Source organism: Burkholderia sp. BCC1998, assembly GCF_905339875.1.
In the GTDB taxonomy this organism is placed as follows: Bacteria; Pseudomonadota; Gammaproteobacteria; order Burkholderiales; family Burkholderiaceae; genus Burkholderia.
This window is the reverse complement of record NZ_CAJPHE010000003.1, coordinates 238955-252735: the sequence shown is the minus strand read 5'-3', so window position 1 is coordinate 252735 and position 13781 is coordinate 238955. Positions and strand designations below refer to the sequence as shown.

Sequence of the window (13781 nt, the reverse complement as noted above, 5' to 3'; positions counted from 1 at the left end):
GCTCTGCGATACGCGAGCCATCCGTGCAGCACGGGCATCGCGGGCATCGCACCGCTACGCGCGTCGGCGTGGCAGCATGCGCTCGGCGAACGCGAACGCACGCTGCATGAAGTGGTTGAACCGCTCGGCATCGCGCCGCAGTCCGGCCTGCTGGCCGCCGATCAGACACAGGTGCGCGACCTGCCCGACGATCTCGGCTTCGCCCGGCATGGGGACCCACCGACGGGACGTCTCGAGCGCGAATGCGAGACGCGTGGCATCGACGCGCTGCTGGAATTCCGCGACCAGCGCGTCCTGCATTGCCCAGGCGCGGATCGCCACTTCGCGCCCCGGTCGCTTCTCCGCCGCGATGCGCAGGTAGCGCGTCAGCGTGTCGCCCGCGCCGCGGCCGTCCGCCGCGTAGGCGAGCATGCGTGCGGTGTAATCGTCCTCCCACGCGGTCAGCAACGTCCTGACGAAGTCCTCCCGATTCCGGAAGTGGTGATGGAACGAGCCGCGGGTCACGTTCAGCCGTCGTGCGAGACGCTCGGCCGAAATCCCCGCATACCCTTCCCCGTCGAGGGCGTCGAAGCCCGCGGCGATCCAGTCGTTTCGAGTCAATGTGCGCATCGGTATCGCCATACAGGCTGTGTATGGCGCGGCATGGGCAGATAGGCTGCGAACTCTATCACGGCCGCCACCGCTTCCGGCAAGGCGCCACGACTCACGGAGTTCACGTTGAAAGACATCGCTCTCGTCGCATTCGACCAGTTCACCGACATCGACCTGTTCCTGATGTGGGACATCCTCGGCCGCAACACCGCGGACTGGCGTGTCCGGATTCTCGGCGCGCAGCCGCTGCTGCGTTCCGCGCATGGTCTGGCCATCCCCGTGCACGGCCCGCTCGAGGAAGCCAATCGCGCCGACGCCGTGCTGTTCTCGAGCGGCAGGCTGGGCATCCCGGCCGCGCTCGCGAGCCCGGATTTCCTGCCGTCGTTCGATCTCGATCCGGCGCGCCAATACATCGGATCGATCTGCGCGGGCGCTTTCGTCCTGGAGCGGCTCGGGCTTTTGCCGGACCGTCGCGCAACGACGCACCCCGACGCGCGACACGGGCTGACGGATCGCGGGCTGCATGTGCCGGACCAGCCGCTCGTGTGCCACGGCAATGTTGCGACGGCGGGCGGCTGCGTGGCGGCGCTCTATCTGACGGGATGGCTCGTGGAATCGATGTTCGATGCGGACAAGCGGCGCGAGACGTTGCTGCCGGTCCTGCCCGCCGGACAACAGGAACTCTACGAGGACATCATCGAATTCAGCATTCGACAAGGAGAGGGGCAGACTTCGGGCTCGATCAGGATGATCGATGCCGGCGGTCGTCGGCTGCCCTAGCGCGCGACATGCAGGCGCGTCGCTTGTAGCGGCCGGGCTGTCCCGCACCTCCGCGCCCGGACCCGGCATGCAGGCAAGGAAAACGCTGCGCACCGGCGACCATCGAATCACGGCCGCCAACCGCACAAACGACAACGCCCGGCAGGTTCCCCTGCCGGGCGTTGCGCATCATCCGATGCCGCTATCGGTCATCGAGGGTCATCGAGGCACGCCTCGACGCCGACGCTCACTCCCACTCGATCGTCGCCGGCGGCTTGCCCGAGATGTCGTACACCACGCGGTTGATCCCGCGCACCTCGTTGATGATCCGGTTCGACGCACGGCCGAGCAGCGCGTACGGCAGGTGCGCCCAGTGCGCGGTCATGAAGTCGGTGGTCTGCACCGCGCGCAGCGACGTCACGTAGTCGTACGTGCGGCCATCGCCCATCACGCCGACCGACTTCACCGGCAGGAACACCGCGAACGCCTGGCTCGTCAGGTCGTACCAGGTCTTGCCGACGTCGGCCTCGCCGCACAGGCCCGCCGCCGCGTCCTGCGCGGTGGCGGTCGTGCCGCGCAACTCCTCGATGAAGATCGCATCCGCGCGACGCAGCAGGTCCGCGTATTCGCGCTTCACTTCGCCGAGAATCCGCACGCCGAGGCCCGGGCCCGGGAACGGATGGCGGTACACCATCTCCGGCGGCAGGCCGAGCGCGACGCCGAGTTCGCGCACTTCGTCCTTGAACAGGTCGCGCAGCGGCTCGAGCAGCTTCAGGCCGAGCGTTTCCGGCAGGCCGCCGACGTTGTGGTGGCTCTTGATCGTCGTCGCCTTCTTCGTCTTCGTGCCGCCCGACTCGACCACGTCCGGGTAGATCGTGCCTTGCGCGAGCCACTTCGCCTTCGACAGCTTCTTCGCCTCGGCCTGGAACACCTCGACGAACTCGCGGCCGATGATCTTGCGCTTCGCTTCCGGATCGGTCACGCCGGCCAAGTGGCCGAGGAACTGCTCGGATGCGTCGACGTGCACGACCTTCGCATGCAGGCGGCCCTCGAACATGTCGAGCACCATCTGGCCTTCGTTCAGGCGCAGCAGACCGTGGTCGACGAACACGCAGGTCAGCTGGTCGCCGATCGCGCGGTGGATCAGCGCGGCCGCGACGCTCGAATCGACGCCGCCCGACAGGCCGAGAATCACTTCCTCGTCACCGACCTGCTCGCGAATCTTCGCGACTGCTTCCTCGATGTGGTTCTTCATGATCCAGTCGGGCTTCGCGCCGGCGATCTGCAGCACGAAGCGTTCGATGATCTGGCGGCCCTTCACCGTGTGCGTGACTTCCGGGTGGAACTGCACCGCGTAGTAGCCGCGCGCCTCGTCGGCCATGCCGGCGATCGGGCAGCTCGGCGTCGACGCCATCAGCGCGAAGCCCGGCGGCAGCTCGGCAACCTTGTCGCCGTGGCTCATCCAGACCTTCAGCATCCCGTGGCCTTCGTCCGTCTTGAAATCCTCGATGCCATCGAGCAGGCGCGTATGGCCGTGCGCGCGCATTTCCGCATAGCCGAATTCGCGATGGTCGCTCCACTCGACCTTCCCGCCGAGCTGCACGGCCATCGTCTGCATGCCGTAGCAAATGCCGAGCACCGGCACGCCGAGATCCCACACGGCCTGCGGCGCGCGCAGCTGGTGGTCTTCGTACGTGCTCGCGTGGCTGCCCGACAGGATCACCGCCTTCGGCGCGAACTCGCGGACGAAGTCGTCGGACACGTCGTTCGGGTGGATTTCGCAGTAGACGTGCGCTTCGCGCACGCGGCGCGCGATCAGTTGGGTGACTTGCGAACCGAAGTCGAGAATCAGGATTTTGTCGTGCATGGCTGCGGACGGGATGAAGAGAATAAGAAAAGCAGCGCACGAAGCGCTGCGTCAAAAGCATGGACAGCGGCGTCGGGCGGCAGGCGGCTCGCGCGACGCATCGCCGGTCAATCCTGCAACGGCGGGCGGGCGTCGAATGCGACGCTGCCTGACGCGCGGTCGGATGCGGCCGACGTGGTGGCCGCGGCCGGCGCCGAGGGCGCCGCCGGACGGCTGACGACCGGTTCGACCCGCTGCCGCGGCGCAGAGGCCACCGCCGGTTCGGCCGGGCGCTTCGCGTCCCGGGCGTCGGGCGCCTGCGCCCGCTCCACCCTTTCCGCCTTCTCGCGCCGCCGCACGGTCGATGCCAGCCGCACGCCGCCGAGGCCCAGCAAGATCAGCGCGACCCCGGCCATCGCCGACAGCACGCGGCCGGCGGCCGCGAGCGCGGGACCGTTGCCGGTGCCGAACGACCACACGACCGCCAGCACGCCGATCAGCCAGTTCACATGGCCGACCGCACGTGCGACGGGCGCCGTGAGATCGCCGTTGAGCGCCGCATGAAACGCGAGCCACGCGAGGCCGAGCAGCGCGATGCCGAACGCCTGGCCGAGCATCGCCGGCTGGATGTTCGCCAGCTGCAGCGCGTTGAACAGCGCCTGCCAGGGCGTCAGCACGAACAGCACGCCGAACGCCAGCAGCAGCACGGCATCGACGATCAGCACGGCTCGCAGCAGCGGTTTCATCGGCGGATCAGTCCACGTGGTAGTTCGGTGCTTCCTTCGTGATCTGCACGTCGTGCACGTGCGACTCGCGCATGCCCGCCGCGGTGATCTGGACGAATTCGGCCTTGTCGTGCAGTTCGTCGATCGTGCGGCAGCCGCAGTAGCCCATGCTCGCGCGCACGCCGCCGACCAGCTGGAACAGGATCGCGTTGACCGAACCCTTGTACGCGACGCGGCCCTCGATGCCTTCCGGCACGAGCTTGTCGATGTTCGCCGAGTTGTCCTGGAAGTAGCGGTCCGCCGCGCCGTCCTTCATCGCGCCGACCGAACCCATGCCGCGGTACGACTTGTACTGGCGGCCCTGGTACAGGAACACGTCGCCCGGCGCCTCTTCGGTACCCGCGAACATGCTGCCCATCATCACCGCGTTCGCGCCGGCCGCGAGGGCCTTCGACACGTCGCCCGAGAAACGCACGCCGCCGTCGGCGATGCACGGCACGCCGGTGCCCTTCAGCGCTTCCGCGACGTTCGCGATCGCGCTGATCTGCGGCACGCCGACGCCCGCGACGATCCGCGTCGTGCAGATCGAGCCCGGGCCGATACCGACCTTGACCGCGTCCGCGCCGTATTCGACGAGCGCCTTCGCGGCGGCGGCCGTCGCGATGTTGCCGCCGATCACCTCGACGTGCGGAAAGTTCTGCTTGACCCAGCGCACGCGCTCGAGCACGCCCTTGCTGTGGCCGTGCGCGGTATCGACGACGATCACGTCGACGCCGGCCTGCACCAGCAGCTCGACGCGCTCTTCGTTGTCCGGGCCGACGCCGACCGCCGCGCCTGCGCGCAGCTTGCCGTGTTCGTCCTTGCACGCATCCGGGTGTTCGGTCTGCTTCGTGATGTCCTTCACGGTCATCAGGCCGCGCAGTTCGAACGCGTCGTTGACGACCAGCACGCGCTCGAGGCGGTGGCTGTGCATCAGCGCCTTCGCTTCGGCGAGCGGCGTGCCTTCCTTGACGGTGACGAGACGCTCGCGCGGCGTCATGATCGACTTGACCGGTTCGTCGAGGCGCGATTCGAAACGCAGGTCGCGGTTCGTGACGATGCCGACGAGCTGCGGGCCTTCGACGACCGGGAAGCCCGAGATGCCATGCTGACGCGACAGCGCGATCACGTCGCGCACCTTCATCTGCGGCGGAACCGTGATCGGGTCGCGCACGACGCCCGATTCGAAACGCTTGACCTTCGCGACTTCGCGAGCCTGCTCGGCCGGCGTGAGGTTCTTGTGGACGATGCCCACACCACCCTGCTGCGCCATCGCGATCGCGAGGCGACCTTCGGTGACCGTGTCCATCGCGGCGGACACGAGCGGCATGTTCAGGGAGATGTTGCGGGTCAGCTTGGTCTTCAGGCTGGTGTCGCGCGGGAGAACGTCGGAAAAGGCGGGAACGAGGAGCACATCATCGAAAGTGAGTGCTTTTTGGATCAGACGCATGGCAAATCCTATGGGCGCAAAAGCGAATTATACGCGAAGCGCTGCGAATTTTCACAACACGAACAACGGGTTAGCCGTTTCCCGGCAGTCGGGGGCCGAATCGTTCGGATCGCCGTTCGGTTCGTTTTCGATCGCCTTTCGTTTCACCCCCGCATCGGCCCATTCGCGCAGCCGGCCGGAATCGGGCCGATCGCCCGCCGTTGCCGTACGACGCCGGACCTGCCGACGGTGCCTGCGCCGGCCCCGTTCGACGCGCGCCGGCAGCCCCGGGCGCCGCTAGGCCAGCCCGGCCGCGGCCCACGCGATCATCGCCGCGCCGGCGCCGATCGCGACACCGCCGACGATCCGCGCGACGCGAACGCCAGCCGGCGCCAGCCGCTCGGCGGCGACCGCCACGGTCACGACGGCCATCACGCGCAGGTCCATCATGCCGGCCGCCAGTGCGACGGCCATCAGGTTCCCGCAGCAGGCGCCGCACCGTAGCGCGGTACGCACGCCGTACCGCCACGCGACTGCGGCGCGGGCTGCCGCCCGCGGCGCGCATGCGTCGTCCGGTGCATGTCGGGAGCAAGCGAGCCGGCGCGCCTTCCAGCCGGAAAACTGCAGCACGCCCGCGCCGAGCACGATCGCGCCAGCCGCGAACGGCACCGTGGCGGCGAGCGCGGGCAGCCGCGCGGCGGCCGCCGCCCAGGCAGTGCCGACCGGAAACACCAGCGCGCCGAGCGCCATCCACACGGAGAAATACGCGGCGCCCGCGACCGCGACGAACCATGCCGCACGCGCGTCGCCCACCGCGCCGAGACGTTGCCGATATCGCCAGAGCACCGGCGCCAGCACCGGCAGCATCATCGTCACCGTCATCGCGCCCCACATCCCGGCGAATGCGGCGAACGCGCGCCCTGCCTGCCATCCGCACGGCCTGAGCCACCCGGCCGACAGCGTCCAGCCGCCGGCCATCGGCATGCCGCCCATCGCGTCCATCGATGCGTGCTGCGCGAGCATCGCCCAGATCGCGGCGGCCCATACCGCGACGAGCGCGGCGCCGAACACCCGCCGGCCGCCGCCCGCTGCAGCGGCCGCAGCCCGTTTCGTCGCCGTGCTCATCGCCCGCTCCCGCGGCGCGCCGGGCCGCGCTCAACCGCGTGCGTACTCATCGTGACGGCGCCACCACACGCCCGTCTCGTTGCGCCCGAGCGGCGCGCGATCGAGCCACTGGTACATTCCCCACAGCCCGTCGAGCCCGCGCGCGTACGTCGAGTACGTGTGATAGACGATGCCGTCCTCGCGCACGAACGCGCTCATCCCCGGCCGGTCGCGCGCGTACGTCGCGGCGTCGGTGCCGCACGTCGCCGCGAACTGGGCGAGCGCGGCGGGCGGCGGGTCCATGTCCATCGCGTGGCCGGCCCGCGCATAGTTGTATTCGACGTCGCCGGCGCGCTGCTGCGCTTCGGTGAACGACACGTTGAAGTCGAAGTTGAACTCGCCGCCGTCCGACGACGCCCACGGAAAGTGCCAGCCCATCCGCTGCCGGTATCCCAGCAGCTTCGCAAGCGGCGCGCGCGACACCGCCGCGAGCGTCACGTCGTGGTTCGCGAGGTGGACCGCGAAACCGTCGAAGCCGTCGGCGAGCGCCGAGCACGACGGGCAGCCGGCCTTGTAGTCGGGGCCGAACATGAAGTGATAGACGAGCAGTTGCGAACGGCCGCCGAACAGATCGTCGAGCGTCGCCGGGCCGCGTTCGGTGTCGAACCGGTAGGCCTTGTCGACGCGCACCCACGGCAGCGCCTGGCGCCGCCGCGCGAGTTCGTCGCCCTGCCGGGTCAGCGCCTTTTCCGCATCGAGCAGCGCGCGGCGCGCAGCCAGCCATTCGGCGCGCGTTCCGGTGAGATGGTTCGTCATTACGGGTTCCTCCTTTCGATGGATATCCGGGCACGGCGCATCTGCCGTGTGCGTGGTGCTAGATTAGGACCGGGCGTCGAACCGGAGGGAGTGACAACTGTGTCGGGATTCGGATGGATTCGCTGATCACGGCCGCCGCGCGGGCGCTCGCGGCGGGCGACCCGCTCGGCGCGCTGAACCGCGTCGCGTTGCGCGACGACGCACCGGCGCTCGCGTTGCGCGGGATCGCGATGGCCCAGCTCGGCGATTTCGAGCGCGCACGCGCGCTCGTGCGCAGCGCGGCTCGCGCGTTCGGCGCGAAGGAAGCCGTCGCGCGGGCGCGCTGTGTCGTCGCGGAGGCCGAGATCGCGCTGGCGTCACGCGACCTCGGCTGGCCGTCGCGCGCCCTCGACGCCGCCTGCGCGACGCTCGACGCACACGGCGACCGCACGAACGCCGCGCATGCGCGCTATCTCGGCGTGCGCCGGCTGCTGCTGATCGGGCACGTCGGGGATGCCGAACAGCGGCTCGCGAGCCTCGATCCCGCACCGCTGCCCGCCGCATCGCGCGCGGCTCACGAACTGATCGCGGCCGGCATCGCGATGCGCCGCATCCGCCCGCACGCGGCGCGCCTGGCGCTCGCCCGTGCGCGCGCGGCCGCACGGGACGCCGGCATCGCCGCGCTGACGGCCGAAGTCGATACGGCCGCCCGCATGCTCGACACGCCGGCCGCGCGACTCATCGCGCGCGGTGCGTCGCGGCTCGTGCTGCTCGACGAGGTCGAGGCGCTGCTGGCATCGAACGCGCTGGTCGTCGATGCATGCCGCCACGCGGTGCGCGACGCGCGCACGACCGTGTCGCTCGCACGCCGCCCGGTGCTGTTCGTGCTCGCCCGCGCACTGGGCGAGGCGTGGCCCGGCGACGTGTCGAGAAACGCGCTCGTCGCCGCGGCGTTTCGCGCGAGACACGCGGACGAATCGCATCGCGCCCGCCTGCGCGTCGAGATCGGCCGCTTGCGCGCGGTGCTGCGGCCGCTCGCGAACATCACTGCGACGCCGAGCGGCTTCGCGCTCGAACCGCTCGGCCCGCACGAGGCCGTCGTGCTCGCGCGTCCGGTCGACGACCGCCACGCGGCCGTGCTCGCGCTGCTCGCGGACGGCGAGGCGTGGTCGAGCTCCGCGCTGGCGCTCGCACTCGGCGCAAACCAGCGCACCGTGCAGCGCGCGCTCGATGCGCTCGCCGAAGCGGACAAGGTGCAGGCGGTCGGCCGCGGTCGCGCGCGCCGCTGGATGACGCCGCCGCTGCCCGGATTCGCGACGACCTTGTTACTCCCCGCGCCGCTGCCGGGCGACTAGGATGGGGATACCAACGACGAGGTGACAAACATGAAACGCTCCCCCGCAGACATCCTCCGCGAATACGGCCCGTTTCCGGGCGTCGACGGCGTACACGGCGTCACGTTCGACGGGCGGCACGTGTGGTTCGCGTCCGGCGACAAGCTGAACGCGCTCGACCCGGAGCGCGGCACGACCGTGCGCGCACTCGACGTCGCCGCGCACGCAGGCACCGCGTTCGACGGGCGCCACCTGTTCCAGATCGTCGAGGACCGTATCGAGAAGATCGATCCCGACTCCGGCCGCGTGCTCGCGACGATCCCCGCGCCCGGCGGCGGCGCCGATTCGGGGCTGGCCTGGGCGGAAGGCACGCTGTGGGTCGGCCAGTACCGCGAACGCAAGATTCACCAGGTGGATCCGCAATCGGGCGCCGTGCTGCGCACGATCGAATCGAACCGCTTCGTCACCGGCGTGACGTGGGTCGACGGCGAGCTGTGGCACGGCACCTGGGAAGCGGACGAGAGCGCGTTGCGGCGGATCGACCCGCGCAGCGGGCAAGTGCTCGAACAGGTCGACATGCCGCCCGGCGTCGGCGTGTCGGGGCTGGAGTCCGACGGCCGCGACCTCTTCTACTGCGGCGGTGGCAGCAGCGGCAAGCTGCGCGCCGTGCGCCGCCCCGCGCGGGCACGCGCGGCGGGCGACGGTGCGGCGGCGGCCGAGCCGGTCGAGCGCTGATCAGTCGATCGTAGAAGGGCAACGCGACCCGCCGCAGCCCCCGGTTAAACAGGACCGGGGCGCGGCGGCGCTTGCAGCCGATCCCTGCCCCACCCCGCTCCCGAGTGCAGGAATGAACAAGACGCGGTCGCGCCGCCGTCGTTAAGATGCGCGCTCGTCAGTCTTTCGTTCGGAGCAGTCGATGCAGCGCGGTGTGGTGTATGGCGTCCTCGCGGGCGCGTTGTGGGGCATGGTCTTTCTCGTGCCGCGGCTGATGACCGACTTCTCTCCGCTGCTGCTGAGCGCGGGCCGCTATGCGATGTACGGCCTCGTGTCGCTGGCGGCGGCCCTGCCGGCCGCCCGCTCGCTGCTCGCCCGGCTGACCCGCGATGACCTCGTCGCGCTCGCGAAGCTCGCGCTGATCGGCAACGTTGCGTACTACATGCTGCTGTCCGGGGCCGTGCACCTGATCGGCATCGCTCCCAGCTCGCTGATCGTCGGCGTGCTGCCCGTGACCGTCACGCTCGCGGGCCTCGGCGACCACGGCGCGATGCCGCTGCGGCGCCTCGCCGCCCCGCTCGCGCTGGTGATCGCGGGCATCGTCTGCATCAACGTCGACCTCTTCACGTCGGAAGCCGCGCAGGCAACGACGCTCGGCCAGAAGCTCGCGGGCATCGCGTGCGCAAGCGGCGCGCTCGCAAGCTGGACCTGGTACGCGGTCGCGAACACGCGCTACCTGCAGCGCCACCCTCATTTCGGCGGCAACGAGTGGTCGGTGCTGTGGGGTGTCGTGACGGGGCTGATCGGCGGCCTCTGCTGGCTCGCGATCCTCGCGCTGCCGGCCGGCACGGTGCAGGCCGCCGTTCCGGCATCGCGCTGGCACCTGTTCTGGCTGCTGAACCTCGTGCTTGCGATCGGCGCGTCGTGGCTCGGCAACGGACTGTGGAACGCGGCGTCGAAGCGGCTGCCGCTCACGCTGTCCGGCCAGCTGATCGTCTTCGAAACCGTGTTCGCGATGCTCTATGCGTTCGTCTACGATCAGCGGATGCCGCGCGTACTCGAGATCGTGGCGCTCGCCCTGCTGCTGGCGGGCGTCTACGGGTCGGTGCGCCGGCACAACGACACGCATGCGGGCGGCAACACGCCCGGCAGCACGGCCGTGAACGCGAACGTCACGGCGCACTGAGCGCCGCCGCGCGTGGTCTGACGAATCGGAACGGAGAAGATGCAGCGACGCCGACGCGACGCGTCAGCGCGCGTCCTTGTGCATCCACTTGCGGCCCTCGACGGAGCCCTCGCGGCGGGTCTTGTCGACGCGCCGCTGACGCGCGAGCTTCGGATCGACGATCAACGGGCGGTAGATCTCGACGCGGTCGTGGTCGGCGAGTGGTGCGTCGAGCGGCGCGAGCTTGCCGAATATGCCGGTTTTCGTGTGCGCGAGGTCGATTTCCGGGTGCAGCGCGAGCACGCCGCTCGCGTCGATCGCCGCGCGCACGGTCGCGCCTTCGGGCAGCGACACCGGAATCAGCGTCTGGCGATCCGGCAGCGCGTAGCAGACTTCGATCGACAGCATCGCGTCACCCTTTCCCGTAGCGCTGGTCGGCGCGCTTGACGAACGAATCGACGAACGTGTTCGCGATATGGCTGAACACCGGCCCGATGATCTTCTCGAGCAGGATGCTCGAGAACTCGTAGTGCAGCGCGAATTCGATCTTGCATGCATCGGCGCGCAGCGGGATGAAGCGCCACGAGCCCGTGAACTTCCGGAACGGGCCGTCCGCGAACTCCATGTCGATCCGCGTCGGGCGCTGCTGCGTGTTGCGCGTCGCGAAATGCTGCTTGATGCCCTTGAAGTTGATGTCGATGCGCGCTTCCATCCCGCTGTCGTCCTGACGGCGGATCTCGACGCCGCCGCACCAGGGCAGGAAATTGGGGTAATCGGCCACGTCGGTGACGAGGTCGAACATCTGTTCCGCCGAATGACGGATCAATACGGTTTTCTGGACATCTGCCATAAATCGCGCGGCATCGCTCAAGGTGAGAACGCAAGCCGGGCGATTCCCGCCCTGCTTTGCTAAAATCGTGATTTTAAACGAGTTGGCCCGATCCTTTCATGAGCATCATCGACAACAGGAAAGCGCACTTCGATTATCACATCGAGGAACGCTACGAGGCGGGGCTCGTGCTCGAGGGCTGGGAAGTCAAGGCGCTGCGCGCCGGGCGCGGCCAGATCAAGGAAGGCTACGTCGTGGTGAAGAACGCCGAGATCTTCCTGATCGGTACCCACATCAGCCCGCTGCCCGAAGCCTCGACGCACATCAAGCCCGATCCGGTCCGCACGCGCAAGCTGCTGCTGCACCGTGACGAAATCAAGAAACTGATCGGCAAGGTCGAGCAGCGTGGCTACACGCTCGTGCCGCTGAACTTCCACTACAAGGGCGGTCGCGTGAAATGCGACATCGCGCTCGCGAAGGGCAAGAAGCTGCACGACAAGCGCGAAACCGAGAAGAAGCGCGACTGGGAACGCGAAAAGGCGCGCATCATGCGCGCCGGCACCTGACGCTCAGGAAAGCCAGCCTCGCAAACGACACGGCCCGCTCGAAGCGGGCCGTGTTGCTGTGTGCGATGCGAAGCGCATGAGCAGCGGCCGGACCGCCGCTCGCCTTCCGGGACGAGCGCTGCGCAGCCTGCGCTGCTGACATGCGGGCGTGATCGCGCCCGAGGTCGCGCGACGATTCGCCGCATGCCGGGCACATGACGAGCACATGACGAGCACATGACGAGCACATGACGAGCACATGACCGGCACGTACCGGGCACGTACCGGGCGCATGCCGGGCGCATGCCGGGCGCATGCCGGGCGCACGACGAGCGCACGACGAGCGCACGAGCGGCGCGCACCCGGCGACGCTCGCGGCGACCGCCGGCACGCGTAACCCGCGCTTGCCGCTCAGCCCCGCCCGCTCGCCGCCGGTGCCGCGTTCTTGACGATCGTCAGCGCCGACGCGATCGCGGTGCCGAGATCCGACAGGTTCGCCGGCACGATCAGCGTATTGCCCTGTTTCGCGAGGTTCGAGAACGCGCCGACGTACTGCTCGGCGACCTTCAGGTTCACCGCATCCATCCCGCCCTGCGACTGGATCGCGTTCGCGATCTTCTGGATGGCCTGCGCGTTCGCCTCGGCCACCGCGAGAATCGCGGCCGCCTCGCCCTGCGCCTGGTTGATCGCGGCCTGCCGCTCGCCTTCCGACTTCTGGATCGCCGCCTCGCGCGCGCCCGACGCGAGGTTGATCTGCTCCTGCTTGCGGCCTTCGGAGGCGGCGATCAGCGCGCGCTTTTCCCGCTCGGCGGTGATCTGCGCCTGCATCGCATGGAGGATCTCCTTCGGCGGCGTCAGGTCCTTGATCTCGTAGCGCAGCACCTTCACCCCCCAGTTCGCGGCAGCCTGGTCGAGCGCCGACACGATGTTGTGGTTGATGAAGTCGCGCTCCTCGAAGGTCTTGTCGAGTTCGAGCTTGCCGACCACCGAGCGCAGCGTCGTCTGCGCGAGCTGAGTGATCGCGAGCACGAAGTTGCTCGACCCGTACGACGCCTTCATCGGATCGGTCACCTGGAAGTACAACACGCCGTCGACCTGCAGCTGCGTGTTGTCGCGCGTGATGCAGACCTGGCTCGGCACGTCGAGCGGGATTTCCTTCAGCACGTGCCGGTAGGCGATCCGGTCGACGAACGGCAGCACGATATTGAGACCGGGCGACAGCGTCGCGTGATAGCGCCCGAAGCGTTCGAGCACCCACGCATGCTGCTGCGGCACGATCTTCACCGTCTTCGACACGATCACGATGGCGATGACGAGCAGGACGACCCAGATGATCAGCGAATCCATGAAATATTCCCTCCTTGTTGTATCAGTGGACGATCAGCCCGCGGGTTTCGCGATGACGACGAGACTGTTGCCGCGCACGGCACGCACCTGATACACGCGTGCATCGTCGCGCTCGCCGGCCGCGAGTTCGACGTCCCAGTCGGCGCCGCGATACTGCACGCGCGCGCGGCCGTCATGCCACGCGTCGACCGTGACGGTCGCGCCGATATCGAGATTGACGTCCGGATTCGTCGACGTGTCGCGTTTCTGCTTGCGCCCGAGCCCCGAGCGGCGCAGCACGATCATCGCGACGATCGCGACCGCGGCGGCCGCACCGAACTGCACGTGCGGTGCGAAACCGGCGAGCTGCAGCAGCGCGCCCGCGAGAAAGCCGAGCGCGATCATCAGCAGATAGAACGTGCCGGTCAGCAATTCGGCGACGACCAGCACGCCGACTCCGACCCACCAGAACAGATGCCCCGACATCATTGTGGTCTCCCGAAAAACGTCCCCGCTGCTCACTATATTCGCTGCGCGCCCGCCCGTGGGTCGCGGTCGACACGCATGACGCAACGCGGCG

Annotated in this window: 15 protein-coding genes; 5 read left to right on the top strand and 10 right to left on the bottom strand. The window is 69.0% G+C overall.

Going from position 1 to position 13781, the window contains the following annotated elements; genetic code table 11:
- Positions 1 to 54: 54 nt before the first annotated feature.
- Positions 55 to 609, bottom strand: coding sequence for a helix-turn-helix domain-containing protein (locus U5A56_RS07300; protein WP_321921603.1), 555 nt, complete (start codon positions 607 to 609; stop codon positions 55 to 57).
- A gap of 108 nt (positions 610 to 717) precedes the next feature.
- Here U5A56_RS07300 and U5A56_RS07295 point away from each other — a divergent pair, with 108 nt between their 5' ends.
- Positions 718 to 1371, top strand: coding sequence for a DJ-1/PfpI family protein (locus U5A56_RS07295; RefSeq protein WP_321800811.1), 654 nt, complete (start codon positions 718 to 720; stop codon positions 1369 to 1371).
- Between the two features lie 226 nt (positions 1372 to 1597).
- On the opposite strand, the gene guaA is transcribed toward U5A56_RS07295, so the two are convergent.
- From guaA to U5A56_RS07270, 5 genes are all read right to left on the bottom strand, one after another.
- On the bottom strand, positions 1598 to 3217 hold the full coding sequence (gene guaA, locus U5A56_RS07290; protein ID WP_044843750.1) for a glutamine-hydrolyzing GMP synthase: 1620 nt from the start codon (positions 3215 to 3217) through the stop codon (positions 1598 to 1600).
- Positions 3218 to 3324: 107 nt separating this feature from the next.
- Positions 3325 to 3942 carry a hypothetical protein gene (locus U5A56_RS07285; RefSeq protein ID WP_044843751.1) on the bottom strand — a complete coding sequence of 206 codons (618 nt, stop codon included), beginning with the start codon at positions 3940 to 3942 and terminating at the stop codon, positions 3325 to 3327.
- A gap of 7 nt (positions 3943 to 3949) precedes the next feature.
- Entirely contained in the window at positions 3950 to 5410 is a 1461-nt protein-coding gene (guaB, locus tag U5A56_RS07280; protein ID WP_059464274.1) for an IMP dehydrogenase, read from the bottom strand.
- A 276-nt stretch (positions 5411 to 5686) separates the two neighbouring features.
- The gene (locus U5A56_RS07275) at positions 5687 to 6514 is read right to left on the bottom strand and encodes a DUF2182 domain-containing protein (RefSeq protein WP_321921600.1); all 828 of its coding nucleotides are present in this window, start codon (positions 6512 to 6514) and stop codon (positions 5687 to 5689) included.
- Positions 6515 to 6544: 30 nt separating this feature from the next.
- Positions 6545 to 7309, bottom strand: a complete 765-nt coding sequence (locus U5A56_RS07270) for a DUF899 domain-containing protein (RefSeq protein WP_321921598.1) — start codon at positions 7307 to 7309, stop codon at positions 6545 to 6547.
- A gap of 113 nt (positions 7310 to 7422) precedes the next feature.
- Between U5A56_RS07270 and U5A56_RS07265 the strand changes: the two genes are divergently transcribed.
- The 3 genes from U5A56_RS07265 (at position 7423) to U5A56_RS07255 (ending at position 10522) form a co-directional block, all read left to right on the top strand.
- Positions 7423 to 8643 (top strand): helix-turn-helix domain-containing protein, encoded by a 1221-nt coding sequence (locus tag U5A56_RS07265; RefSeq protein ID WP_321921596.1) that lies wholly within the window; start codon positions 7423 to 7425, stop codon positions 8641 to 8643.
- Positions 8644 to 8673: 30 nt separating this feature from the next.
- Positions 8674 to 9357: a glutamine cyclotransferase gene (locus U5A56_RS07260; protein WP_321921595.1), complete on the top strand. Its 684-nt coding sequence runs from the start codon at positions 8674 to 8676 to the stop codon at positions 9355 to 9357.
- A 181-nt stretch (positions 9358 to 9538) separates the two neighbouring features.
- Positions 9539 to 10522 carry a DMT family transporter gene (locus U5A56_RS07255; RefSeq protein WP_321921593.1) on the top strand — a complete coding sequence of 328 codons (984 nt, stop codon included), beginning with the start codon at positions 9539 to 9541 and terminating at the stop codon, positions 10520 to 10522.
- A gap of 63 nt (positions 10523 to 10585) precedes the next feature.
- Here U5A56_RS07255 and U5A56_RS07250 read toward each other — a convergent pair whose 3' ends face one another.
- Both U5A56_RS07250 and U5A56_RS07245 read right to left on the bottom strand, forming a co-directional pair.
- Positions 10586 to 10909 (bottom strand): RnfH family protein, encoded by a 324-nt coding sequence (locus U5A56_RS07250; RefSeq protein WP_124520012.1) that lies wholly within the window; start codon positions 10907 to 10909, stop codon positions 10586 to 10588.
- 4 nt (positions 10910 to 10913) lie between these two features.
- Positions 10914 to 11351 (bottom strand): type II toxin-antitoxin system RatA family toxin, encoded by a 438-nt coding sequence (locus U5A56_RS07245; RefSeq protein WP_044843759.1) that lies wholly within the window; start codon positions 11349 to 11351, stop codon positions 10914 to 10916.
- Between the two features lie 98 nt (positions 11352 to 11449).
- On the opposite strand from U5A56_RS07245, the gene smpB reads away from it, so the two are divergent.
- A complete protein-coding gene (smpB, locus tag U5A56_RS07240; protein ID WP_050012888.1) occupies positions 11450 to 11896 on the top strand; it encodes an SsrA-binding protein SmpB in 447 nt (148 codons plus the stop codon).
- Positions 11897 to 12286: 390 nt separating this feature from the next.
- Here the strand turns inward: smpB and U5A56_RS07235 are convergent, their stop codons facing one another.
- Positions 12287 to 13222: an SPFH domain-containing protein gene (locus U5A56_RS07235; protein WP_044843761.1), complete on the bottom strand. Its 936-nt coding sequence runs from the start codon at positions 13220 to 13222 to the stop codon at positions 12287 to 12289.
- Positions 13223 to 13255: 33 nt separating this feature from the next.
- On the bottom strand, positions 13256 to 13690 hold the full coding sequence (locus tag U5A56_RS07230) for an NfeD family protein (protein ID WP_321921590.1): 435 nt from the start codon (positions 13688 to 13690) through the stop codon (positions 13256 to 13258).
- Between the last annotated feature and the right edge of the window lie 91 nt (positions 13691 to 13781).